The organism is Bradyrhizobium jicamae, from assembly GCF_018130215.1.
In the GTDB taxonomy this organism is placed as follows: Bacteria; Pseudomonadota; Alphaproteobacteria; order Rhizobiales; family Xanthobacteraceae; genus Bradyrhizobium; species Bradyrhizobium jicamae_A.
Genome location: NZ_JAFCKQ010000044.1, coordinates 40,114 through 64,591, shown reverse-complemented (window position 1 = coordinate 64,591; position 24,478 = coordinate 40,114). Strand labels below are relative to the sequence as shown.

General features: G+C 64.6%; 23 protein-coding genes. 5 read left to right on the top strand and 18 right to left on the bottom strand.

All coding sequences use genetic code 11. The annotated features are described in order from the left end of the window. Positions 1 to 433: 433 nt before the first annotated feature. Together JQ586_RS32020 and JQ586_RS32015 are read left to right on the top strand one after the other, a co-directional pair. Positions 434 to 1,630 (top strand): acetyl-CoA C-acyltransferase, encoded by a 1,197-nt coding sequence (locus JQ586_RS32020; RefSeq protein WP_212398627.1) that lies wholly within the window; start codon positions 434 to 436, stop codon positions 1,628 to 1,630. Positions 1,631 to 1,890: 260 nt separating this feature from the next. Continuing rightward, positions 1,891 to 3,195 carry an MFS transporter gene (locus JQ586_RS32015; RefSeq protein WP_212398626.1) on the top strand — a complete coding sequence of 435 codons (1,305 nt, stop codon included), beginning with the start codon at positions 1,891 to 1,893 and terminating at the stop codon, positions 3,193 to 3,195. Positions 3,196 to 3,246: 51 nt separating this feature from the next. Here the strand turns inward: JQ586_RS32015 and JQ586_RS32010 are convergent, their stop codons facing one another. Then, on the bottom strand, positions 3,247 to 4,029 hold the full coding sequence (locus JQ586_RS32010; RefSeq protein WP_212398625.1) for an acetoacetate decarboxylase: 783 nt from the start codon (positions 4,027 to 4,029) through the stop codon (positions 3,247 to 3,249). 36 nt (positions 4,030 to 4,065) lie between these two features. Then, positions 4,066 to 4,236, bottom strand: a complete 171-nt coding sequence (locus JQ586_RS32005; RefSeq protein WP_212398624.1) for a hypothetical protein — start codon at positions 4,234 to 4,236, stop codon at positions 4,066 to 4,068. On the opposite strand from JQ586_RS32005, the gene JQ586_RS32000 reads away from it, so the two are divergent. Then, on the top strand, positions 4,235 to 5,401 hold the full coding sequence (locus JQ586_RS32000; protein WP_212398623.1) for a patatin-like phospholipase family protein: 1,167 nt from the start codon (positions 4,235 to 4,237) through the stop codon (positions 5,399 to 5,401). The genes JQ586_RS32005 and JQ586_RS32000 overlap by 2 nt on opposite strands. Before the next feature lie 11 nt (positions 5,402 to 5,412). Here JQ586_RS32000 and JQ586_RS31995 read toward each other — a convergent pair whose 3' ends face one another. Both JQ586_RS31995 and JQ586_RS31990 read right to left on the bottom strand, forming a co-directional pair. Beyond that, positions 5,413 to 6,972, bottom strand: a complete 1,560-nt coding sequence (locus JQ586_RS31995) for an acyl-CoA carboxylase subunit beta (RefSeq protein ID WP_212398622.1) — start codon at positions 6,970 to 6,972, stop codon at positions 5,413 to 5,415. Continuing rightward, positions 6,902 to 7,876, bottom strand: coding sequence for an IclR family transcriptional regulator (locus JQ586_RS31990; RefSeq protein WP_212398621.1), 975 nt, complete (start codon positions 7,874 to 7,876; stop codon positions 6,902 to 6,904). The genes JQ586_RS31995 and JQ586_RS31990 overlap by 71 nt, the downstream gene beginning before the upstream one ends. A gap of 131 nt (positions 7,877 to 8,007) precedes the next feature. Here JQ586_RS31990 and JQ586_RS31985 point away from each other — a divergent pair, with 131 nt between their 5' ends. Both JQ586_RS31985 and glsA read left to right on the top strand, forming a co-directional pair. Next, positions 8,008 to 8,229, top strand: coding sequence for an acetyl-CoA carboxylase biotin carboxyl carrier protein subunit (locus JQ586_RS31985; protein WP_212398620.1), 222 nt, complete (start codon positions 8,008 to 8,010; stop codon positions 8,227 to 8,229). Positions 8,230 to 8,515: 286 nt separating this feature from the next. After that, positions 8,516 to 10,375, top strand: a complete 1,860-nt coding sequence (gene glsA, locus JQ586_RS31980; RefSeq protein ID WP_212398619.1) for a glutaminase A — start codon at positions 8,516 to 8,518, stop codon at positions 10,373 to 10,375. 201 nt (positions 10,376 to 10,576) lie between these two features. On the opposite strand, the gene JQ586_RS31975 is transcribed toward glsA, so the two are convergent. The 14 genes from JQ586_RS31975 to JQ586_RS31910 all read right to left on the bottom strand — a co-directional run bounded on the left by JQ586_RS31975 (position 10,577) and on the right by JQ586_RS31910 (position 24,452). Next, the gene (locus JQ586_RS31975) at positions 10,577 to 11,104 is read right to left on the bottom strand and encodes a carboxymuconolactone decarboxylase family protein (protein WP_212398618.1); all 528 of its coding nucleotides are present in this window, start codon (positions 11,102 to 11,104) and stop codon (positions 10,577 to 10,579) included. 414 nt (positions 11,105 to 11,518) lie between these two features. Beyond that, positions 11,519 to 11,878: a Zn-ribbon domain-containing OB-fold protein gene (locus JQ586_RS31970; RefSeq protein WP_212398617.1), complete on the bottom strand. Its 360-nt coding sequence runs from the start codon at positions 11,876 to 11,878 to the stop codon at positions 11,519 to 11,521. After that, positions 11,875 to 13,011 (bottom strand): thiolase family protein, encoded by a 1,137-nt coding sequence (locus JQ586_RS31965; RefSeq protein ID WP_212398616.1) that lies wholly within the window; start codon positions 13,009 to 13,011, stop codon positions 11,875 to 11,877. Before JQ586_RS31965 ends, JQ586_RS31970 begins: the two co-directional genes overlap by 4 nt. Before the next feature lie 13 nt (positions 13,012 to 13,024). Beyond that, the gene (locus tag JQ586_RS31960; RefSeq protein ID WP_212398615.1) at positions 13,025 to 14,191 is read right to left on the bottom strand and encodes an acyl-CoA dehydrogenase family protein; all 1,167 of its coding nucleotides are present in this window, start codon (positions 14,189 to 14,191) and stop codon (positions 13,025 to 13,027) included. Positions 14,192 to 14,202: 11 nt separating this feature from the next. Next, positions 14,203 to 15,405, bottom strand: coding sequence for a CaiB/BaiF CoA-transferase family protein (locus tag JQ586_RS31955; RefSeq protein ID WP_212398614.1), 1,203 nt, complete (start codon positions 15,403 to 15,405; stop codon positions 14,203 to 14,205). A 140-nt stretch (positions 15,406 to 15,545) separates the two neighbouring features. Continuing rightward, on the bottom strand, positions 15,546 to 15,746 hold the full coding sequence (locus tag JQ586_RS31950; RefSeq protein ID WP_212398613.1) for a hypothetical protein: 201 nt from the start codon (positions 15,744 to 15,746) through the stop codon (positions 15,546 to 15,548). A gap of 54 nt (positions 15,747 to 15,800) precedes the next feature. Further along, the gene (locus JQ586_RS31945; protein ID WP_212398612.1) at positions 15,801 to 17,333 is read right to left on the bottom strand and encodes a class I adenylate-forming enzyme family protein; all 1,533 of its coding nucleotides are present in this window, start codon (positions 17,331 to 17,333) and stop codon (positions 15,801 to 15,803) included. An 18-nt stretch (positions 17,334 to 17,351) separates the two neighbouring features. Further along, the gene (locus JQ586_RS31940; protein ID WP_212398611.1) at positions 17,352 to 18,524 is read right to left on the bottom strand and encodes an acetyl-CoA acetyltransferase; all 1,173 of its coding nucleotides are present in this window, start codon (positions 18,522 to 18,524) and stop codon (positions 17,352 to 17,354) included. A 45-nt stretch (positions 18,525 to 18,569) separates the two neighbouring features. Next, positions 18,570 to 19,220, bottom strand: a complete 651-nt coding sequence (eda, locus tag JQ586_RS31935; RefSeq protein WP_212398610.1) for a bifunctional 4-hydroxy-2-oxoglutarate aldolase/2-dehydro-3-deoxy-phosphogluconate aldolase — start codon at positions 19,218 to 19,220, stop codon at positions 18,570 to 18,572. Next, a complete protein-coding gene (locus tag JQ586_RS31930; RefSeq protein ID WP_212398609.1) occupies positions 19,217 to 20,173 on the bottom strand; it encodes a sugar kinase in 957 nt (318 codons plus the stop codon). The genes eda and JQ586_RS31930 overlap by 4 nt, the downstream gene beginning before the upstream one ends. A 27-nt stretch (positions 20,174 to 20,200) precedes the next feature. Beyond that, positions 20,201 to 21,187 (bottom strand): D-erythronate dehydrogenase, encoded by a 987-nt coding sequence (gene denD / locus JQ586_RS31925; protein ID WP_212398608.1) that lies wholly within the window; start codon positions 21,185 to 21,187, stop codon positions 20,201 to 20,203. Between the two features lie 59 nt (positions 21,188 to 21,246). After that, the gene (locus JQ586_RS31920) at positions 21,247 to 22,122 is read right to left on the bottom strand and encodes a carbohydrate ABC transporter permease (RefSeq protein ID WP_212398607.1); all 876 of its coding nucleotides are present in this window, start codon (positions 22,120 to 22,122) and stop codon (positions 21,247 to 21,249) included. Between the two features lie 2 nt (positions 22,123 to 22,124). Then, a complete protein-coding gene (locus tag JQ586_RS31915) occupies positions 22,125 to 23,072 on the bottom strand; it encodes a carbohydrate ABC transporter permease (protein ID WP_212398606.1) in 948 nt (315 codons plus the stop codon). 66 nt (positions 23,073 to 23,138) lie between these two features. Further along, complete coding sequence (locus tag JQ586_RS31910) at positions 23,139 to 24,452, bottom strand: ABC transporter substrate-binding protein (protein WP_212398605.1); 1,314 nt, start codon at positions 24,450 to 24,452, stop codon at positions 23,139 to 23,141. Positions 24,453 to 24,478: the final 26 nt, after the last annotated feature.

The window sequence follows — 24,478 nt, the reverse complement described above, 5'->3', positions numbered from 1 at the left end:
ATAAGCCGTAACCCATCGCGCAGGGAAAGCCGGGTTGTTTCCGGTTACACCTGTGGTCCTACCCCCGTGCTTTCTACACTGCACGGGGCCCATGGGTGCGATCGGCACCCGGCTTTCCCTGCGCCCTCTTCACACAGAGCGGCGAAACGAGATGCAGGACTCGGACAATCATGTCGCGAGAACGGAAAGGTGCGTCCACCTCCACCGTTGTCATCGCCCGGCTCGACCGGGGGACCCAGTACGCCGCGGCCTATCGGCTCTAGCGTTGGCGTCTCTGAAATACTGGATCACCCACATGCGCGGGTGATGACACCAAACAAGGTGCAGCCCACCTCATGCGAACACGACAATTTGTCATGCGGGTTGCAAATTTTGCAGCGCATCATATGATTAATATCATCCCATAAAACCTCCGACTCAAGGGAATACCGTCATGGCATCCAGCCCCGATCCCGTCGTCATCCTCTCCGCCGCGCGCACCCCGCTCGGGCGCTTCATGGGCGAACTCACGCCGTTCGCGGCGCACAAGCTCGGCGCTCACGTGATCGGCGCGGCGCTGGAGCGGGCGAAACTCGCTCCCGAGCGCGTCGACGAGGTGTTCATGGGCAACGTCCTGCCGGCCGGCCAGGGCCAGGCCCCCGCCCGCCAGGCTGCGCGTGGCGCAAAACTGCCTGATGCCACCGGCGCCACCACCGTCAACAAGGTCTGCGGTTCCGGCATGAAGGCGACCATGCTCGCCCACGACATCATCAAGGCCGGCTCGGCGGAGATCGTGGTGTCGGGCGGCATGGAGAGCATGAGCAATGCGCCGTACCTGTTGCAAAAGGCCCGCGGCGGCTACCGCGCCGGCCACGACCGCATCATCGACCACATGATGATGGACGGGCTGGAGGACGCCTATGAGACCGGCCGCTCGATGGGTGATTTCGGCGAAGCGACCGCGGAAGCCTATCAGTTCACCCGCGCTGACCAGGACACTTATGCGATGGAGACGCTGACCCGGGCCCGCAAGGCGGTCGAGGGCGGCGCCTTCAAGGCCGAGATCGCGCCGATCACGCTCCAGGAGAAGACAGGTCCGCGCCTCATCGCCAATGACGAGCACCCGCTGAAGGTCGATCCGGCCAAGATCCCCGGCCTGAAGCCGGCGTTCCGCGCCAACGGTACCATCACGCCCGCCGCCTCCTCGGCCAATGCCGACGGCGCCGCGGCGCTGATCCTCGCCCGCCGCTCGCTTGCCGACCGCGACGGGCTGCCCGTGCTGGCCGAGATCAAGGGCCACGCCACGCACAGTCAGGAGCCGCAATGGTTCACCACGGCACCGATCCCGGCGATCCGCAAGCTGCTCGACAAGGTCGGCTGGAGCGTCGGTGACGTCGACCTGTTCGAGATCAACGAGGCGTTCGCGGTTGTGGCGATGGCCGCACAGCGCGACCTCGGGATTCCGCGCGACCGGCTCAACATCAATGGCGGTGCCTGCGCACTCGGCCATCCGATCGGCGCCACCGGCGCACGGCTGATCGTGACCCTGCTGCACGCGCTGGAGGCGCAGAACCTGAAGCGTGGCGTCGCCGCGCTGTGCATCGGCGGCGGCGAGGCGACTGCGATCGCGGTGGAGCGGGTTGCGCATTGAGGTGATGCGTCACGAACCTCGTGTCTTCGTCATTGCGAGCGAAGCGAAGCAATCCACCGCGCCGCATACGCGGAAACGTGGATTGCTTCGTCGCAATCGCTCCTCGCGATGACAAACCGTTCCGGACATCGGACATTTGCCATCCCTTAGATCGCCGGAATATGTCCGAAAACGAGGGAACTATGGCATTTTAGTCATCGCATTCCCATGGCATATTGCGCATCAACGATAAACCCGCACCGCATTTCATCCGGTACACAATGATCTCGAACTGGCTTGCTTCGACCCTCGCCCGCCGCAACATCCACTATGGCTGGGTGATGGTCGGCGTCACCTTCCTGGCCGCGCTGATCTCGGCCGGCACCGTCGGCGCGCCCGGCGTCTTCATCGTGCCGCTGCAAAAGGAGTTCGGCTGGAGCACCGCGGAGATCTCCTCGGCGCTGTCGATCCGCTTCATCCTGTTCGGGCTGATGGCGCCGTTCGCCGCGGCGCTGATGAACCGCTATGGCCTTCGCAACGTGACGCTGGCCGCGCAGCTGATCGTGGTGTCCGGCCTCGTCGCCTCGCTGTTCATGACCCAGGTGTGGCAGCTGATGCTGCTGTGGGGCGTCGTGATCGGGATCGGCACCGGCATGACCGCGCTGGTGCTGGGCGCGACGATTGCGACGCGCTGGTTCGTGGCGCGCCGCGGCCTCGTGATCGGCATGATGACCGCGAGCGTCGCGACGGGGCAGCTCGCCTTCCTGCCGCTGCTCGCGACCCTGACCGAGCACTACGGCTGGCGCGTCGCGCTGGGGCTGGTCTGCGTCGTGCTCGGTGTCGCCGCCTTCGCCGTGCTGATGGTGATGCGCGACCGGCCGAGCGATGTCGGCCTGCGCCCGTTCGGCGATGAGGGTACCGCGCCGCTCCCCGCCCCGCCGCCGGCCAATACGCCGATCATGGCCGCCGCGCTCGGCACGCTGCGCGACTCCTCGAAATCACTGGCGTTCTGGATCCTGTTCGCGACCTTCTTCGTCTGCGGCGCCTCGACCAACGGCCTGGTGCAGGTCCATCTGATCCCGATGTGCCTCGACTACGGCATCCCGCAAGTCCAGGCCGCGAGCCTGCTCGCCGCGATGGGCATCTTCGACTTCTTTGGCACCATCATCTCGGGCTGGCTGTCGGACCGTTTCGACAATCGCTACCTGCTGTTCTGGTATTACGGCCTGCGCGGGCTGTCGCTGATCTGGCTGCCGTACTCCGACTTCACGTTCTACGGGCTATCGGTGTTTGCGATGTTCTACGGGCTGGACTGGATCGCGACCGTGCCGCCGACGGTGCGGCTCACCGCGCAGCGTTTCGGCGCCGAGCGCGCCAATCTGGTATTCGGCTGGATCTTTGCCGGCCATCAGCTCGGCGCCGGTGCCGCGGCGTTCGGCGCCGGACTGTCGCGGACGATCTATTCGAGCTATCTGCCGGCTTTCTTCATCGCCGGTGCGCTATGCGTGATCGCATCCGGGCTGGTGCTGGCGATCTCGCGGCCGCAGCCACAGACGCAACCGCAGGCCAAACCGGTGGCAGCCTGACGAAAATGGCGCGCAAGGCCATTGCGCGCCACCAGTCACCGGGCGACGTCCTTATTCCGCAGCGAGGCCGGTCGGCTCGGATTCAACGGCCTGCTTGTTGTAATCGTGCACGACACGGCCGAACGGCAGCGTCAGGTCGGCGATATAATGATGCGCACCGACCACGCGCTTGACCGGGAAATCAGCCACCGGCGCGTTGACATGCGGCACCAGATGCAGCCGACCGGGCCCGATCCACGAGCCCTTGACGACGATGTCGGTGAGGTTGATCGCAACCAGCTGGCAGACCTCGAGGCGGCCGTCGACGCCGGGGATCATCTTCAGATTGATCTGCGTCTTCGACAGCGTGGCGCGGGTGACGTCGCCATTGCCCGCCATGCTCTCGTGCTTGTAACCCATGGTGCCCATGGCGACGAGCTGGCCGGCATATTCCAGCGTGCCGGTCAGCGTGTCCTTGACGATCTCGAGCTTGGGGTGGGCGTATTTCTTGGGAAAGCCCCAGATCTCGCGCCCCGCCGCGATCGGCGGATCATCGTCGAGATACATCTGGCAGACGAAGTTGACGTCCTCGCCGTGCAGCTTCGCGGGGATCACGAGGCCGGACTCGGTGTAGCTGCCGAAGCCGGAAGAGTCGGGCATCCTGATCCATTCGTAATGCACGATCGGATCCGCGATCGGCGCCAGCGGCTCGGGCAAGCCGGCGCGGATGAGCTCCGGATCGGTCTCGTAGGTGATGACCAGGAATTCGCGATCGACGAAACGGTAGGGGCCGGCGGGATAGCTCGGACCCGCGGCCGGCATCGACGGAAGCTTGAGCAGATCTTCCCTGCGCATCGCAAAATCCCCCTGTCTGAAGATGTTGCGGCAAGGCTAGCGGCCGAGATTGACGGCGATATGAGGGATTTCCGTCAGCCGCATGACCCATGCCCGGCCACGAGGCCATGCGGGCGCGCGCATCAGATGTGCCGTCCGCAGGCGGCGGGTTGTCATCACGGCGTCATTGGCGCGCTCAATTCTCGCCGCAAACTGGAGTACGGTCATGGATGCGCGGTCACCTCAAGTCGAAGATTACGATCATGCGACGCCGGGCTGGCGGCCCACAGGCTGCGACCGCGTGGCACTGGTGCTGCAGGGCGGCGGAGCGCTCGGCGCCTACCAGGCCGGCGTCTACCAGGCGCTGCATGAATCCAATATCGAACCGGACTGGGTCTGCGGCGTCTCGATCGGCGCGATCAACTCGGCGATCATCGCCGGCAATCCGCCGGAGAAGCGGCTGGAGCGGCTGCACACGTTCTGGGATCGCATCACCAGCCGCAAGATCTGGTACTACACGCCGGATGGCGACATCTTCCGCAAGGCCCGCAACTTCACCAGCTCATGGCTGACCACGACGCTCGGCCAGCCCGGCTTCTTCACGCCGCACGCCGGCAATCCGTGGTTCAGCCCGACCGGCGCGCGCACCGCCACCAGCTATTACGACACCACCCCCTTGCGCGAGTCGCTGCTCGAGCTGGTCGATTTCGATCGCATCAACTCCAAGAAGATGCGCTTCGCGGTCGGCGCGGTGAACGTGCTCTCGGGCAATTTCATCTATTTCGACAACGCCCATGACGAGATCATCCCGGAGCACATCATGGCGAGCGGCGCTCTGCCGCCGGCGCTGCCGATGGTGAAGGTCGGCACCGATCATTTCTGGGATGGCGGCATCGTCTCAAACACGCCGCTGCAGCATCTGCTCGATCAGGAGGACAACGCGAACTCGCTGGTGTTCCAGGTCGACCTGTTCTCGGCTCGTGGCGCGCTGCCGCGCGACATCCAGGACGTGATGGCCCGCCACAAGGACATCATGTATTCCTCGCGCACCCGCTACAACACCGACGTCTACCGCAAGACCTACAATCTGCGCTGCGCCCTGCACACGGCGCTGTCGAAGATCCCCGACGGGCAGCTGTCGGAGGAGGAACGTCAGCTCAAGAAATCGAACAGCAAGTTGCCGGGCATCACGCTGCTGCAGCTGATCTATCAGCAGAAGGCCTATGAAGGCGACGCCAAGGACCACGAATTCTCGGGCACCTCGATGCGCGAGCATTGGGTCAGCGGACACGAGGACACCAGGCGCTCGCTGAAGCGGCGCGACTGGATCAGGATGCCCCAGAACGGCATGGGCATCGTGATCCACGACGTGCATCGCGAAAGCGAGTCCTAGGCGTTGCTCTCCTACGGCCGCGTCGACATGTTGCCGGGTGGCCCGGGCGTGCGGATCGGTTCGGCGAGACGCGCGAACTCGCAGAGCAGCGAGCGCGTCTTGCGCGGGTCGATCACCTCCTCGACCCAGAACTTCTCGGCCGAGCGGAACGGCGAGCGCAGCTTGTTGAGGCGATCCTCGATCTCGCGCAGCTTGGCGGCGGGATCGGCAGCCGCATCGATCTCGGCGCGGTAGGCCGCCTCGATGCCGCCTTCCAGCGGCAGCGAGCCCCAATAGGCCGACGGCCAGGCGTAGCGCATCGAGAAGCGGTTGGCCGGCTGATGCACCACGCCGGCGACGCCGAAGGCGTTGCGGATGATAATGGTGCACCACGGCACCGTGCTCTGATTGACCGCCGCCATCGCCCGCACGCCGTGGCGGATGGTGGCGGACTTCTCCGCCTCCAGCCCGATCATGAAGCCGGGGCAGTCCATCAGATAGACGACCGGCAGATGGAAGGTCTCGGCAAAGTCGACCCAGCGCACCACCTTCTGGCAGGCATCGGCGGTCCACGAGCCGCCATAATGGAAAGGATCGCTTGCGAGCAGCAGTACCGCCCTGCCCTCGACCCGCGCCAGGCCGGTAATGATCGGCCGGCCGAAATTGGCCGATACCTCGAAGAACGAGCCCTGGTCGACCACAGCCTCGATGATCGGCCGCATCTTGTAGACCTGTCGGCGATTTCGCGGCACCGCCTTCAGCAGCTGCTCCTCCGCCCGCTCGGGATCGTCGGTGCAGGGAATCGTCGGGGGCAGGTCATAGACTGACGACGGCAGGTAGGACAGGAAGCGCCTTGCGCATTCGAACGCCTCTTCCTCGGTATCGACAGCCTGATCGATCGCACCGGCGCGGGTCTGGATGTCGGCGCCGCCGAGCTCCTGCTTGGTCAGGTCCTGGCCGAGCCGCTTCACCACCGGCGGGCCGGCGACGAACATCGCCGAGCTTTTGGTCATGACCGAATAATGCGTCGCGGCCAGCCGCGCAGCGCCGAGACCCGCCACCGAGCCGAGCCCGAGCCCGACCACGGGCACGCGCGCCAGATTGGCGGTCGTGTACCAGTACCAGCGCGTACCGCCGACGCCGCCCGGCAGATTGGCAGCGCCCTTGGTCTCGATCGTCTTCACCGAGCCGCCGCCGCCGGAGCCCTCGATGACGCGGATGATGGGCAGGCGGAAGTCGTGCGCCATCTCCTCCGCCATCAGCGGCTTGGCGGAAATCGATGCGTCCGCCGACCCGCCGCGCACGGTGAAGTCGTCGCCGACGACAACCACGGTGCGGCCGTCGACCCGGGCGCGGCCGAACACGCAGTTCGCCGGCGTCAGATGCCTGAGTTCGTTGTTCTCGTCATATTCGGCGATGCCGGAGATCGCACCGACCTCATGGAAGCTCTGCTGGTCCACCAGTCCATCGATCCGCTCGCGGACGGTGAGCCGGCCCTGGTCGCGCTGCCGCTTGACCTTGTCAACGCCTCCCATCTCCCGCGCGAACGCTTCGCGCCGGGCGAGGTCGTCGAGTTCCGGCTTCCAGTTCATTCAATGCCTCCGTCCTGATGATTTTATTATTGTTATGAGCGGTCACCGGAAGCGACTTGCGTTCGATCCGATTGCTGAAGATATCGCCTTCGGCGCCTTCAAGCAGGCTGGCAAGCGTGGCACCAAGCTCGATCATCTGCGGCGCGACCTCCGCATGCAGCCGCTTCTCGTCATACATCGCCGAAAGCAGGCCGATCGTAGTGACGACGTAGGTCTGGTACTGCGGCGACCACAGCGGCACGCCGACGCCGTTGATGTGCGGGCTCCACAGGCCGCAGGCGACCACATAACCGCGCTCGCGCAGATGACGGCGATTGGCTTCGATGCGCGGCGTGAGCAGCTTCGCTCCGTCGGGGATCTCACGCTCCATCTCAGCGATCAGCGCGTCGCCGACGACGGGATCGAGCGCCGCGGTATAGGCGTGGCCGGCGGCGGTGGTCGCCATCGATATGCGGCTGCCGGTCGCTTCGTGCAGGCCGAGCGCGTTCGCGGCGCGGGCGAATTCCAGATAGACCAGGTGAAAGCGGTCCGGGATCACGAAGCCCACGGTGCCGGGCAACTGGTCGGCGACGTCCTGCAGGCGCAGCCGGATCAGGTTGCGCAGCTGCAATCCCTTCATCATCGTGGTGCTCATCGCCACCGCGCTCGGGCCGATGCGATATTTCTGATCGCGCGGCAGATAAACGAGCTGTCCCATCCGCGTCAGCGTGTGCGTCAGGCGCGACACCGTCGAGCGCGGCAGGCCGCAGCGGTTGGAAATCTCGAGATTGCCCAACCGAGATTCGTGCCCTTCGAAGCATCGCAACACATCGAATGCGCGCGACACCACCTGAATCACATCGTCATCACCAGTCTCGCTGGCGAGCATTCCCTGCCTGCTAAGCCGTTCCGAGCGCCGTCCCATCTTTATAGGCTCCATTCCGTGTGACGGAATAAAATTCCACTTGCTGATCAAGCTACATCAGGCAATGTGCGGCCACAACAAAAAGCCGTTCGCCGGATGAAATTTCTGGCAGGCCGGTATCGGAGAGTGGAATGCCAGATATCAAGGTCGTGGCCGAAGTCGCGGGGCGCGTCTGCGCGCTTCCCGTTCAAGCCGGAAGCAGCATCGGTGACGGTGACGAAATTGCCTTCGTCGAAGCGATGAAGATGGAAATCCCGGTCACATCGACGGCCGCAGGCAAAATCAAGTCGATTCTGGTCAAGATTGACGATGTGATCGCCGAAGGCCAAGCGATCGCAATCGTCGAGACCTGAGAGCAGTCGTCCAAACTTCCCTCGAAGCTTGCTCGCCCCAGGGACGGCGTCAGGGGCACTCCGTCTTTCGAGCGGAGTAGCGTTTCGCGCGGTTTTGCGTTGGAAACGTTTTCAAAGCGAAAGTTTCGTATGACGAAACAATTAGCGAGCGATCGCTCGCTTTGCTGACGCCGCTGAGGGATCGATAGCCGTCCGGTTGCGGGCCATTCCGACCACCCTGCTTGGCACCCAACGGCATCGCCCGCTCGGTTGCGCGCGCCCTGATTGCGTTGCACAACAGGAGGCAATGAAACAGTCGCCGCCTCCCGTCACCGCAAACACCATCAACTGGGCCGGTTCGCAGCCGCCGCTGCTGCGCTTCCTGCACGAATGCTACACCGACTTCCTGCCGGAGACCGGCGGGGCCGTCGCCGACTACATCCCCGAGCTCGGCAAGGCTGATCCTGCCCATTTTGGCATCAGCCTCGCGACCCTCGACGGCCATGTCTACGAGGTCGGCGATACCAGGGTGCCCTTCACGATCCAGTCGATGTCAAAGCCGTTCGTGTTCGCGCTGGCGCTGGACACGCTGGGCGCCGAGCGGGTGGAAAGCGTGATCGGCGTCGAGCCGTCGGGCGACCCCTTCAACTCGATCCGGCTCAACGCCGAGAACCATCCGTTCAACCCGATGGTCAATGCGGGTGCGATCGCCTGTTCCGGCCTGATCCACGCCGCCAAGGGCGACGGCGCGTTCGAATATGTCAGGCACGCACTCGGCCGCTTCGCCGGCCGCGAGCTTGGTGTCGACGAGGCGGTCTATGCATCGGAAAGCGCGACCGGCGACCGCAACCGGGCGATCGGCTACCTGCTGCGTACCAACGGCGTGATCACGGACAACGTGCCTGCGGTGCTCGATGTCTATTTCCGGCAATGCGCCATCCTCGTCACCGCGCGCGACATCGCCGTGATGGCGGCGACGCTTGCCAATCACGGCGTCAATCCGCTGACCGGCGAGCAGGTTGTGACGCCCTACGCGATCGCGCGCACGCTCTCGGTGATGACGTCGTCGGGCATGTACGACTATGCCGGCGAATGGATCTACCGCGTCGGCATTCCCGCCAAGAGCGGAGTCGGCGGCGGCATCCTGGCGGCGCTGCCAGCGCGGCTCGGGCTCGGCAGCTATTCGCCGAAGCTCGACAAGCACGGCAACAGCGTGCGCGGCATCAAGGTCTGCGAGTCGCTGTCGGCGCACTACGACCTGCACATGCTCAACCGCGCCGACGACGCGCGCCACAGCATCATCGCCGACTACAATATCGGCAAGAACCCGTCGCGGCGCGTGCGCCGGCCGCAGGAGCAGGAGATCCTGGCCAGGCACTTCCAGGAGGTCCGTGTCATCGAGCTGGTCGGCACGCTGTCGCTGTCCAATGTCGACTACATCTCGCGCCGGCTCGCCGGCGCGCCGCGCCCGGAATTCGTGATCTTCGATCTGCGCCGTGTCACGTCGACGACGCGGGCCGGCGCCCGCCTGGTGGCGGAAGCCTTCAAGGAGCTCGCCGAGCTGGGCGTCACCGTGATCCTCTCCGGCATCAAGCGGGCCTCGCGGGCATGGAGCACGATCAGCGAGTGGACCAACCGGCTTGGCAATATCAGGGATTTCTATCTGCTCGACACCGCGATCGAATGGGCCGAAGACCAGATCGTCTACCGCTATGGCGGCTCGATCGACTTCCTGGAGACCACCGAGCTCTCCGAGCAGCCATTGCTCGCCGGGTTGAGCGAAACCGAACTCGCCGATTTCGCCCGGCTCTGCGCGATCAGGACCTACCAGCCGAACGAGAAGATCATCGCCGCGGGCGATGCGGCGGCCTCGCTGTACTTCCTGCGCAGTGGCGTGGTCCATGTCACCTTGCCCGACGGCATTCGCCTTGCGACGCTGACCGCTGGCACGGCCTTCGGCGAGATGGCTCTGCTGGAGCCAAGACGATCCGCCGACGTGCTGGCCGACATGGCGGCCACCGCCCATGAGATGACGATCGGCGATTTCGAGCGCTTCGCCCAGCAGCACCCGCGCGCGGGCGAGAAGATCATGCGCAATCTCGCGCAACTGCTCGCTGAGCGACTGATCGTCGCCAATGCGAAGGTGGATCTGCTGACGTCGGGGTAGATGTGTCTTCTCCCTCGCTCCGCCCTTGCGGGGTCGAGACGAGCGAAGCTCGCTCTTAGCGGGTTGGGGTGAGGGACGGCTTCCGCAAAATCACCGGAAGTAACACTCGCGGAGGGCCCCTCACCCGGAGCGCATTCCGCTCCGCTGCATGCGCTCCGCCTTTCCCCGCAGGCGGGGCGAGGCGGAGAAAGACCGATCGGTTCAGCTCACCACTTCCGTGACCGGCTGCATGTCGATCTCGAAGGTCTCCAGGAACTTCGACGTCATGATGTAGAAGCCGACCGAGAGCTGCAGTTCGATCAATGCCGCCGGCGTCAGCCTGGATGCGATCGCCTCGAACGTTGCGTCCGTCGGCTTCTTCAGCTTGACGATCTCGTCAGTGAAGGCGAGCGCCGCGCGCTGCACCTCGTTGAAGCAGCTTGCCTGCTGCCAGTTCTCCAGCGCCGCGTTCTGCTCGTCGGTGACGCCGACATTCTTGCCGATCCGCTTGTGCGCGACGATCTCATACGGTGCTTCGCAGAGAATGCCGGTGCGCGTGATCGCAAGCTCGCGCACGACCGGATCGAGCTCGCCCCTGTGGCGGATCGCGCCGCCGAGGCGGCAATACTGCTCAAAATAGCTCGGCGAATGCGCCATCATGCGGAAGATGTTGGCGTTGCGGTTCTTGTCGAGGATCTCGCGGGTGCGTGGGCTTGCCGCTGCGGGATCGGAGTAGTCGATGCGAGCCATTTCCTGACCTTGATGATGATGTTGTTCTTGGGTTCCAAAAACAATAGCCGCCGACTGCCGCTGGAGCAACACGCGCGAGTCAAATTGCCGCCGCAATCACGGACAACCCTGCGAAGGTCGATATTCGTCGAGTGGGGACTCATCAAAGGCGAATACTCGACGCGGGGTGTTCCGAGTACAATCTGGCCGTCTTGCGCGCTGTCAGCGCAACGATGAGTCACGCCCAAGTCTAGGGGAAACGCATGAAGGAAGCCACCAAGAGGGCGGCCTCGGAAGCGCTTGCGCAAATGCTGGCGGTGACGGCGATGCTCGTCATCGCCAGCGTCATTTTCTACTGGCGGTAGTATCCGCAACTCGGAGGGGCCGAGCGAACCAATCCCAGGTTTTGCGTCCTGATTGGATCGTCCAGGCCCCTCACTTCGCCTTTGCGAAATAAGGAACCAGCCGTCCCGCGAATTGCGCGAAGCGCGCGGTGACCTTGTCGCCAATGGCGAGGTCATTGTCGCCATGGGCCATCATGCGGAACCCTTCGTCGGTGTCGACAAGCACGATGTTGTAAGGCACGTGCGCCCGCGTCTCCGGCGTGGCGGCGCGGCAGACCAGCGAGGTTGCATAGACCGTCCCTGCCCCGCTCGCCCGATGCTCGGCGAGGTCGGACGCGCCGCAGGCGGCGCAGAAGCCGCGACGGAAATATTGCCGCGCCCCGCAGGCGCTGCAGATCTGGTAGACGATTGCTTCCGCGCCCCTGGTCCAGTCGCCGATTGCTCCGCTCATCGCACGCGCTCCAGGAACATGCTGACATGCGACGACAGCACGCCGCCGTCACCATGCAGCAGTGCAATCGAGGCATCGTGCACCTGGCGATTGCCGGCGCGGCCGGTCATCTGCAGATGGGCCTCGACCAGATGCGCCATCGCGCCGCCGACGCCGCAATGGCCATAGCTGAGTAGGCCGCCATGGGTGTTGAGCGGCATTTCGCCGTCCTGATTGAAATAGCCGGCGCGCACCCGTGCCGCCGCCTCGCCACGTTTGGCAAGGCCAAGGTCTTCAAGCAGCATCGCGAGCGTGATCGTGAAGCTGTCGTAGACGGCGGCGTAGCGGACATCCGAAATCCCGATGCCCGATACGTCCTTCGCCTTCGCAATCGAAATCTCCGCACCAAGTTCGCTCAGCGCGGGTGCTGCCGTGACGTGCTGGTGCGTGTGGGCCTGCGCACAGCCGCGAATGCGAACACGCTCGTCGCCCGTGGCCTCGCGGCTGATCACGAAGGCCGCACCGCCGTCGGACACCGGGCAGCAGTCGAGCAGCTTGAGCGGCATCGCCACCGGCTTTGACGCCATCACGTCGGCCACGGTGATCGGCTGGTGGAACTGAGCGCCGGGATGCAGCATGGCATGCTTTCGCATCAGCACCGCGAACTCGGCGAGGTCGCGCTCGGTCACGCCGTATTCATGCATGTAGCGGGTCGCGACCAGGCCGTAATAGGCGGGGATCGTCGGCCCCAGCGTCACTTCATACTCGGGATGGCCGACCTGGGCCAGCGCCTGGATCGACGCGTCCCGGCTCTGCCCCGTGAGGCGGTTCTCGCCGCCGACCACCAGCACGTGCCTGGCCACGCCGGCGTCGACGAGATGATGCGCCAGCATGGTCATCGCGAGCCCGGTGGCGCCGCCGACCTGCACGGCATGGGCATAGGACGGGCGAATGCCGAAATGCTCGGCGAAGACCGTCGCCAGCATGATGTGCGGCGAGACCGTGGAATAGCCGCAGAGGATGCCGTCGATTTCGGAGCGCTTCAGCCCGGCATCCGATATGGCAAGCTCGGCCGCCTGGCTCATCAGGTCGAGCGAGGATGAGCCTTCATGCTTGCCGTAGGATGTGAGACCGACGCCGGTGACGAAGCTCATGTCAGCGCAACTCTCAATACGACTTCGGAAGCCCGAGCACCTTCTCGCCAATGAAGCTGAGGATGAGCTGCGGGCTGATCGGTGCGATGCGGGGGATCAGTGACTCCCGCAGGTAACGCTCGACGTGATATTCCTTGGCATAGCCGAAGCCGCCATGGGTCATCACCGCCTGCTCGCAGGCATGGAATCCGGCTTCGGCGGCGAGATATTTCGCAGAGTTCGCCGCGGGGCCGCAGGGCAGGTTCTGGTCGTACTGCCAGCCGGCGCGAAGCACCATCAGCCAGGCGGCCTCGAGTTCCATCCAGCACTTCGCCAGCGGATGCTGGATCGCCTGGTTCATGCCGATCGGACGGTTGAACACGATGCGTCCCTTGGCGTACTCCGAGGCCCGCTTCAGCGCGATCTGGCCGAGACCGACCGCTTCCGCGGCGATCAGGATGCGCTCCGGGTTCATGCCGTGCAGGATGTATTCGAAGCCGCGGCCTTCCTCGCCGATACGATCCTCGACCGGGATCTCGAAATTCTCGAGGAACAGCTCGTTGGAGTCGACGGGCTTGCGGCCCATCTTCTCGATCTCGTGCACGGTGACGCGCTTGCGGTCGAAATCGGTGTAGAACAGGCTGAGCCCGTGGGTCGGGCTGCGCACCTCCTCAAGGGTCGTGGTACGCGCCAGCAGCAGGATCTTGTTGGCGACCTGCGCGGTCGAGATCCAGACCTTCTGGCCGTTCACGATGTACTTGTCGCCCTGGCGCACTGCGCGGGTCTTGAGCTGGGTGGTGTTGAGGCCGGTGTTCGGCTCGGTCACGGCGAAGCAGGATTTGTCGCGGCCGTCGATGATCGGCGGCAGCATGCGCTGGCACTGCTCCCTGGTGCCGAACACCACCACCGGATTGAGCCCGAACACGTTCATGTGCACGGCCGACGCGCCGGACATGCCGGCGCCCGATTCCGAGATCGCGCGCATCATGATCGCGGCGTCGGTGATGCCGAGGCCGGAGCCGCCATATTCCTCTGGGATGCAGATGCCGAGCCAGCCGGCATCGGCCAGCGCACGGTGGAAATCGGCCGGATAGCCGCCCTCCTTGTCCTTCTTCAGCCAGTAGGCATCGTCGAACCGCGCGCAGATCTTGGCGATGGCGTCGCGGATCGATTCCTGGTTGGCCGTGAGTGCAAAATCCATGCGTGCGGTCCTCAGGGGTTGGTAGCGAGCCTGGTGACGCCGTCGCGCGCCATCGCAGCGATCTCCTCGGTGGAGTAGCCTGCCTCGCGCAGGATCTCCTCGCCATGCTGGCCGAGCCGCGGCGCCAGCCGCTGCGGCTCGGCCGTTGTCTCCGACCACCGCGCCGACACCTTCATGTTGCGGATGCGGCCCTCGGTCGGATGTTCGGTGACCGGAAACACATCGGTGGCGACGATGTGCGGATCCTGCAGCAACGTCTCGAGATCATGCATCGGCATCACGGGCACGTCGGCCTTTTCCAGGATCCCGTTCCACTGCGCGGTGGTCTTCGTCAGCAGGATGCGCGCAAGCTCGGCGTAGACCACATCGATGTTGACCGCGCGGCCAGCGAAGGTGGCGAATTTCGGATCGCTGCGGAGATCGTCGCGGCCGGTGGCCCTGAAGAAGTTCTCCCACTGCTTGTCGTTGTAGACGATCACGCAGATATAGCCGTCGGACGTCTTGTAAGGACGCCGGTCCGGCGACAGGTGTCGCGCGTATCCCCCCTTGTCGAGCGGCGGATCGTAGGTCAGTCCGCCCATGTGGTCGCCCATCACGAAGCCCGCCATGGTCTCGAACATCGGAATGTCGACGCGCTGGCCCTGCCCGGTGCGGTCGCGATGCACGAGGCTGGCGCAGATCGCACCGACCGCGGTGAGACCGACGATACGATCGACCAGCGCGTTCGGCACATAGCGTGGCACGCCGTCGGACGTTTGCGCCATCAGTGCCGGGAGTGCGGTGGCGCCCTGGATCAGATCGTCATAGGCCGGCTTGGCCGCATATGGCCCTGCCTGGCCGAAACCGAACACGCCGGCATAGACCAGCCGCGGATTGATCTTCGAGACCACGTCGTAGCCGAGTTGCAGCCGCGCCATCGCCTGCGGGCGCACATTGTAGACCAGCACGTCGGCCTTCGCGATCAGCCGCAGCACCGCGTCGCGCCCGGCGGGCTTTTTCAGATCGAGGCAGATCGAGCGCTTGCTGCGATTGGTATTGAGGAACACCGGCCCCATGCCGGGATGCCGCGTCGGTCCGATCTGCCGCGTCACGTCGCCGTCGGGCGACTCCACCTTGATGACGTCGGCGCCGTAATCGCCGAGCATCTGGGTCGCATAGGGCCCCATCAGCACGGTCGTCATGTCCACGACCTTGATGCCCTGCAGTGGTCCCATCGTCCTGTGCGCTCCCGAATGTTCTGGTTTACGGACCTAGTAACGGGAGGTGTTTGCCAAGATCAACCTGCGCCGGGCGTATGGGCGTATGCGCACGGGCGGCCGACCGCCATCGCCGACCGCCCGCGGATCGTTCCGGATTACTGCCCCGTCATCGCCTCGCGCACCTTCAGGAGCTTCTCGAGCTCCGCATTCTGCTGCTCGATCCGCTGGGAAATCCGCTCCTCGACTTCGGCGCCCGCGGCACCCGCGGCCTGCTCGATCAGCTGCCTGATATTGTCCCGGAGGATCGCAATGCGGTTGTTCACTTCCGAAAGGGACAGAGAGGTTTCAATTCCCATGGCGCAGTCTCCGGAATGGCGGACCTTGAGGTTAGCGCGCCCCGGGGCGGCAGCCTATCCCTTTGCCATCATTTCCCGCAGCGCGGTTTTCAGCACCTTGCCGTAATTGTTCTTCGGCAGCGCATCGAGATAGACATACCGCTTCGGCCGCTTGAAGCGCGCGATCGAGGCCAGGCAATGCGCATCGAGCTTGCCGTCGTCGGCGGCGGCGCCCTGCGCCAGCACGACGCAGGCGACGACGATCTCGCCCCAGTCCGGATCTGGCACACCAATGGCGGAGACCTCGCTTATGTCGGGATGGGTCAGCAGGGCTTCCTCGACCTCTCGCGGATAGATGTTGGTGCCGCCCGAGATGATCACGTCCTTGGAACGATCGGACAAGGTGAGGAAGCCGTCGGCATCGAGCCGGCCGACGTCGCCGGTGCGCAGCCAGCCATCCCTGAGCGTCTCGGCATTGGCCCCGGGGTTGTTCCAGTAGCCGAGCATCACGGTTGCGCCCTTCACCTCGATTTCGCCGGTCTCACCCGCGGGCAACGGCCTGGAGTCCCTGTCGGTGACGCGCACGGTGACGACGCTCTGCGCGACGCCGACCGACGCCAGCCGTTCGAGATAGCGCGGATGGTCGCTGCGCCGGTGCCAGTCGCGCGACAACGCGGTGATCGTCATCGGCGACTCGCCCTGGCCGTAGATCTGCACGAAGCGCTGGCCCATGGTCGCGATCGCATCCCTGATGTCGGCGGTATACATCGGCCCGCCGCCATAGATGATGGTGCGGAGCCCCTCGCCGTTCTCGCCGCGCTTCTTCGCCGCATCGACCAGGCGCCGCACCATGGTCGGTGCCGCGAACATCACGACATTGTCGAGCTGGCGGCCAAGATTGAGCACCTCGTCCGGATCGAAGCCGCCGGATTCCGGGATGACGTGCCGGCCCCCCATGCGGACATGCGGGAAATTGTAGAGGCCGGCGCCATGCGAGATCGGCGCTGCGTAGAGCGAGGCATCGTTCGGCGTCGCCGGATCGACGTCGGCGACATAGCACAACGACATCGCCAGCAAATTCCCGTGGCTCAGCATCACGCCCTTGGGCCGACCTGTCGTGCCTGATGTGTAGAACAGCCAGGCGAGATCATTGGTCTCGCGCGGCAACGGCGCCGGCGGGCCCTCGCCGCTGCGCATCGTCTTGTAAGCGTCGCCGTCGACCGACAGCATCGTCATGCCGGCGGGACAATCGTCCTTCGCCTCGCTCAGCGCTGCGATCGTGTCGTCGGAGACGAACGCGAGCTTCGCGCCGCCATTCCCGCAGATCCAGGCCGCCTCGCGGCCGTGCAGCTTGGCGTTGATCGGGATTGCCACCGCGCCGGTCCACCAGATGCCGTAGAGGCATTCGAGGTATTGCGTGCAGTTGGTCGCAAACAGCGCAACGCGATCGCCGGCCACAATGCCGCGCTCGCGCGTCAGCGCCGCCCCGATCGAGGCGGCGCGGCGGGCGAAGGTCTTGTAATCGGCGTCGAGGTCGAACCCGGTCAGCAGCGCCGGCGCATCGGGACGCGCCCGCGCCGTCGCCGCCAGCCATTCGGCAATGTTCATTTGCCGAATGCCCCGAAATTACCTGGCGGGCTCGAGGATCGAGACGTAATTGGCGACCGCGGCGCCGCCCATGTTGAAGATGCCGCCGAGCTGCGGGTCCTTCAGCTGCATGCCCTCCGGTGCCTGGCCGGCGAGCTGCATCGCCGTCATCACATGCATCGAGACGCCGGTGGCGCCGATCGGATGACCCTTGGCCTTGAGGCCGCCGGACGGATTGACCGGCAGCTTGCCGTCCTTCTGGGTCCAGCCCTCCATGATGGCACGTGCGCCCTGCCCCTTCGGCGTCAGGCCCATCGCTTCATATTCGATCAATTCCGCAACCGTGAAGCAGTCATGGGTTTCGACGAAAGAGAGGTCGGAGAGTTGCAGGCCGCCCTTCTGCAGCGCGCGCTGCCAGGCGGTGGTGCAGCCTTCGAACTGCAGGATGTCGCGCTTGGACATCGGCAGGAAATCCTGCGCATGCGCGGTGGCGCGGATGTTGATCGCCTTGCCCATGCTCTTCGCAGTTTCGGCATCGGTCAGTACCAGCGCGGCGGCGCCGTCCGAGACCAGCGAGCAGTCGGTGCGCTTGAGGGGACCGGCGACGAACGGATTCTTGTCGCTCTCGGCGCGGCAGAACTCGAAGCCGAAATCCTTGCGCATTTGCGCATAGGGGTTGGCGACGCCGTTCTTGTGGTTCTTGGCGGCGATCATCGCCAGTGCGTCCGACTGGTCGCCGTATTTCTGGAAATAGGCCTGCGCGATCTTGCCGAACACGCCGGCGAAGCCGCCGACCGTATCGCCGTCCTCGGGCAGATAGGAGGCCTTCAAGAGGTTCTTGCCGATCTCCGGTCCCGGCGTCCGCGTCATCTGCTCGACGCCGACCACCAGCACGATCTTCGCGGCACCGGCCTCGATGGCGCGGATGCCCTGGTGCACGGCGGCCGAGCCGGTGGCGCAGGCGTTTTCAACGCGCGTGGTCGGCTTGAAGCGCAGCGCGGGGTTGGCCTGCAGCACCAGCGACGCGGTGAAATCCTGCGGCGAGAAGCCGGCGTTGAAATGGCCGAGCATGATCTCGTCGACGTCAGAGGCGGCAATGCCGGCATCAGCCATCGCCTCGTTGGCAACCTTGACGACGAGGCCTTCGACGGTCTCTGCGTCGAACTTGCCGAATGGCGTGTGTGCCCAACCTACGATGCTGGCTGCAGTCATGGCCGTATCTCCCTGTTCCTGTTCAGGGAGTTATGTAACCCATCTTCAGGCCGCTTTCAGCGTTTTCATCGCCTTCGCGCACATGGCGGTTATGCCGGCCCAGTTGCCGGCGCGGATCTCGGCGGAAGGGCACAGCCAGGAGCCGCCGACCGCCAGCACATTCGGCTCGGCGAGCCAGGTCGCCGCGTTGGCCTCCCCGATACCGCCGGTCGGGCAGACGCGGACATGCGGGAACGGGCCGGCGAGCGCCCGCAGTGCCTTGATACCGCCAGCCTGCTCGGCGGGGAAGAACTTGACGACGTCGAAGCCACAAGCCAGCGCCTGCATCAGTTCCGACGCGGTGGCGATGCCCGGCGCGAACGGCAGCCGGCTGGTTGCTGCCGCCTTCAACAGCTCCGGTGTGCCACCGGGGCTGATGCCGAATTTGGCGCCGAGCGCCTCCGCGCGCGCAAGGTCATCGCCGTTGAGGATGGTACCGATGCCGACGATCGCGTCGGGCACTTCGGCAATCATCGCCTTGGCCGCCTCGATCGCGACCGGCGTGCGCAGCGTCACCTCCAGCGTCCGCACGCCGCCGGCCACCAGCGCCCTGGCGAGCGGCACGGCATCCTCCAGCCGCTCGATGGTCAGCACCGGGATCACGGTGGCTTGCCGGAACAGCGCGGCGATCTGGTCCTGCTTCGATGTCGCTGTCATTGGGAGGCCTTGCGGGAGGTTGAGGACCGTACCGGCTTCTTCAGCGGCATGGCGTAGCGTGGAACGATCGCGCCGGGATAGCATATCACGACGCCGGCGAGACGATGGCCCGCGCGCGCCGCATCCTCCGGTTCGGCGCCGCCGAGACGCGCGGCGAGATAGGCCGCGGCAAAGCTGTCGCCTGCCGCCGTGGTGTCGACCACCGGCTTGGTCAGCGGCTCCGCCCTTACCTCGCCCGATCTCCCGGCAAAACGCAGGATGCAGGCCGGTTCGGCGAGCTTCAGCACCACCTCGGGGCTGGAGATCGCGGCGAGCAGCGCCGTGTTGCTCTCGCCGGGAAAGAGCGGCGCGAGATCTTCGGTCGAAGCGAGCACGATATCGGCGGTCTCGAACGCGCCGCTGAACACACTGCGCGCGACGGCAAGATCGGGCCAGCCGCGGGCGCGGAAATTGGTGTCGAACGCGAACCGGGTTCCAAGCAGCCGCGCGCGCTTGAGCGCCGCCATCAGTCTTTCCCGTCCGTCCTCTTGCAGGATCGAGAGCGTGATCGCCGAGAGATAGACGATGTCATAGCTCGCCAGCGAGTTCAGGATGTCCTCGGTCTCGGGCAGGTCCATCAGGCTGCGCGCGGCGGCGCTGTCGCGCCAATGGAAGAAGCGCCGCTCGCCCCGGTCGTCGGTCTGGATCAGATAAAGTCCCGGCAGCTTGCCCGGCAGCCGGGCGACGCGCTTGGTGCCGATGCCCTCGCTGGCCCAGCCCGCGATCATCTCGTCGCTCAGCGCGTCGTCACCGAGCGCGGTGATGTAGTCGACATCGACGCCGAGCCGCGACAGATAGACGGCGGTGTTGAGCGTATCGCCGCCATAGAAGCGCGTGTACAGCCCGCCGGCCTGGCCGCCTGGGGCCTGGCGCAGCTCGATCATGCATTCGCCGATGCAAGCAACCCGGGTCATCTTCAAAGTCATTCCTCGACGCGCGCTTCAGCCCACGAACTTGCCGCCGAGTTCGTCCTCGATATGGATTCGGATGATGTCGTCGAAGGTCTTTTCGGCCGTGGTGAAGCCGAGCCTGAGCGCGCGATCGGTGACGAAATCGCGCGGCCATCCCGAGACGATGCCGATGATGGTCGGGTCCGGCACGCGCTTGATGCGCGCGATGACGTTCTTGCCGGCGACACGTTCAAGGGCCGCGATCTGCTCACCGACGGTGGCCGAGAGCCCGGGCATGCTGAGATTGCGCCGCGGGCCCATCGCGTTGAGGTCCATGGTGCCGGCGTGGATCAGGAAGCCGACCGCCGATTTCGGCGAGGCGTGCCAGTGCCGCACGTCCTCGGAGACCGGCAGGATCGCCTCCTCGCCCGCCAGGGGCTCACGGATGATGTTTGAGAAGAAGCCGGATGCCGCCTTGTTGGGCTTGCCCGGCCGCACGCAGATGGTGGGAAGACGGATAGAAATCCCGTCGAGCAGACCCTTGCGGGTGTAGTCGTTGATCAGGAGCTCGCAGATCGATTTCTGCGTACCGTAGCTCGTCAGTGGTGTGTGGAAGAACTCGTCGCCGATCTTCTCCGGGAACGGCGCGCCGAACACCGCAATCGAGGAGGTGAACACCAACCGCGGCTTGTAGCCGCCGCCGGCGGCGCGGATCGCGTCGATCAGGTAGCGCGTGCCATCGAGGTTGATGCGGTAGCCCTTGTCGAACTCGGCCTCTGCCTCGCCCGAGACGATCGCGGCGAGATGGAAGATCACGTCCGGCCGCTCGGCGATCAGGGGCGCGGCAGCGCCGGCATCTGCAAAATCCGAGGCGACGACGCTGACCGGAACCGAGGCATTCGCCGGCCTGGCCGGCGCGACCACGTCCTGCAGCGTCATCCTGGTGATGTCCTGCTTGCCGAGGCGGCCTTCACGCAGCAGACGTTCCGCGAGTTTGCGGCCGACCATGCCGGCGGCGCCGAGAATCAGAATGTGCAAGAGCCTACTCCTTACCTATTGGCCGGAACGCGCCGCCTCGGGCGCGTCCGCATGGCGGGTCACTCCTTCACGGCGCCGGTCATGGCCGACACATAGTACTCAACGAAGAAGGAATAAAGGATAACGACCGGAACAGAGCCTGTCAGCGCCGCCGCCATCAGCGCGCCCCAATGATAGACATCGCCGTTGACGAGCTCGGTAATCGCGCCGACGGGAATCGTCTTGTTTTCGGACGAGGAGATGAAGGTCAGCGCATAGATGAACTCGTTCCACGACAGGGTGAAAGCGAAAATGCCGGCCGAGATCACTCCGGGAAGCGACAACGGCAGCGTGATCTTGGTCAGGATCTGCAGCCGCGTCGCGCCATCGATCAGCGCGCACTCCTCGAGCTCGTAGGGGATGGTGCGGAAATATCCCATCAGCAGCCAGGTGCAGAACGGGATCAGAAAGGTCGGATAGGTCAGGATCAGCGCCAGATTGCCGTCAAACAAGCCGAGCTGAAACACGATCGCGGCAAGCGGGATGAACAGGATGGACGGAGGAACCAGGTAGCCAAGAAAGATCGCAAGCCCGACATAACGCGATCCCTTGTAGCGAAGCCGTTCGATCGCGTAGGCCGCACAGACGCTGGCGAACAGCGAGATGAAGGTCGAGGACACCGAGACGATCACGGTGTTCCACATCCAGAGCGGATAGTCGGTGTCGAAGAACAGCTTCTTGATATGCTCCAGCGTCGGATGCGCGATCAGGAACGGATTGTACTTCTCGTAGTCGTACATCTCCGCATCCGGCTTGAACGTCGTCACCGCCATCCAGTAGAACGGGAACAGCAGGAAGAACGTGATCAGGCCGAGCGGGAGGTAGACGCGGAGGAGCTTCCTCGGAAAGCTCTCCAGGTAGGACATTCCGACGCTCTGGTCGTCCACGGTTGTCATCGTCAGTCCCTCCCGCCCTGTTGCCAGCGAGAGCGCTGCAGTCCGAAGAAGCTGAGCAGGATCGCCGCGACCAGGAACGGGATCATCGCATTCGAGATCGCCGCGCCCTCGCCGAGATTGCCGCCGGTGATCGCGCGCTGGAACGACAGCGTCGCCATCAGATGGGTGGCGTTGATCGGTCCGCCTCGCGTGATGGTGTAGATGAGCTGAAAGTCGGTGAACGTCATCAGCACCGAAAACGTCATGACCACGGCGATGATCGGCGACAACATCGGCAGCGTGATGTGGCGGAAACGCTGCCAGTTGGTGGCGCCGTCGAGATTGGCCGCTTCGTAGAGCGAAGGCGAGATGGTCTGCAGGCCCGCGAGCAGCGTGATCGCCACGAAGGGCACGCCGCGCCAGATATTGGCGACCACGACCGACCAGCGCGCGTTCCAGGGATCGCCGAGGAATTCGATATAGCGCGTCAGGAGGCCCGCCTTGATCAGCACCCACGAGATGATCGAGAACTGGCTGTCGTAGATCCACCAGAATGCGATCGCCGACAGCACGGTCGGCACCACGAACGGCAGCAATACGATGGCCCTGATCATCGACTTGAACGGCAGTCGCTCATTGAGAAGCAACGCCAGGTATAGCCCGATGGCGAACTTCACGATGCTGGCGGTGACCGTATAGAAGATGGTGTTGAACACCGACAGCCAGAATACGGAGTCCCTGGAGAGCGAAACGAAATTCTGGAAGCCGATGAAACGCCCGACGCCGCCGATCTTGGTGTCGGTCATGCCGAGCCAGAAGCCCAGCGCAAGCGGATAGGCCAGAAACAGCACAAGGATGGCGATTGCCGGCACCATGAACATCGCGCCCAGAAAGTTTCGACTTTCGAACGCTCTGGACCACATGCTGCTGCGCTTGACTTGCGCGGCGACGGGCTCGGCCAGAACTGCCATCTCGGGTTTCCCTGACAGAATTGCCGCGGCGTCCAGTGGACCGGACGCCGCGCGGATGAGAGAAGATCAGCTCTGGTAGTAGCGCTTGGCGCGCTCGGCAGCCCGCGCTGCCGCCTGTTTCGGCGTTACCGATCCGGCTGCCGCTTCGGCGAACATATCGACGACGACGAAGTCGCCCATCACGGCAGCCGAGGCGTAACCGAGATCACCGGCATAGCCGTTGTCCAGGCAGCGCTTGAGGCAGTCGCGGTACGGCGTGATCTTGGGATCGGAGGTCCAGACCGGATTGTCGTTGTAGGCCGGCAGCGGCGGCGAGACGTAGCCGTTGGAGGCGACTTCCCAGGCGTCGTAGTTCGCCTTGTCCCACATGAACTTGATGTATTCCTTCACTGCCTTCGGGTACTTGGAATATTTGTAGCCATAGGCCACCAGGATGTTCTGCTGCTCGGTCGGCTTGCCCACCGGGCCGATCGGCATCGGCGCGTGGTCCATGTCCTTGGCGATTTCCTGCTGCTTCGGATCGGATGAGGTCTTGCCGACGGTCCAGATCGAGATGCCGTTCAGCGTCAGGCTGAGCTCGCCGTTCAGGAACGCCTTGTTGTTGTTCGAGTCGTTCCACGACAGCACGCCGGGGATGAAGGTCTCGTAGAGCTGCTTGACGTATTCGATCGCGGCGATCGTCTCGGGAGAGTCGATCACGACCTCGTTCTTCTCGTTGACGACCTTGCCGCCGAACGCCCACAGCGCCCATTGGCACCAGCCGTTGGCATCGCCGGTGGCGTGGCCGAGCGCGAAGCCGGCCGGCGTGTTGTTCTTCTTGAGGGCCTGGCACAGCTTGAGGAAGCCGGCCGTGTCCTTGGGGAATTCCTGGAAGCCGGCCGCCTTCATGTGGCTGATGCGGTAGTTCAGGCAGCCACCGGTCGCGCCCTGCGGGATCGCTATCCAGCCATTGCCCTTTTTGCCGTACTTCTCGGCGACCGGATACCACCCGCCATACTGGGCGCCGAGATAGTCGGCGACGTCGGTGACGTCGATCAGTTTCTCGGGGAATTTGTGCGGATCGTCGAGCGTCCCGATGATCAGGTCAGGTCCGGCGCCGACATTGGCGGCGACTGCGGCCTTCGGACGGATGTCCTCCCAGCTCTCGGCTTCGAGCTTCACCTTGACGCCTGTCGTCTCGGAGAACTTCTTGGTGAGCTCGGCGAACTTGTCGTACTCGGCCTGAATGAACTGCTTCCAGCGCAGCACCCGGATCGAGGCATTCGGCTCCGGCGTGTTGGTCCAGGTCGCGGCACGCACCGGGACAATTCCCGGCCCCGCCAGAACGGCGGTGGCGCCAAGCCCGGCCTTGAGGACGTCACGCCTGTTGAAATCGCTCATTATTCTCTCCCTACAGTTTCTATGTT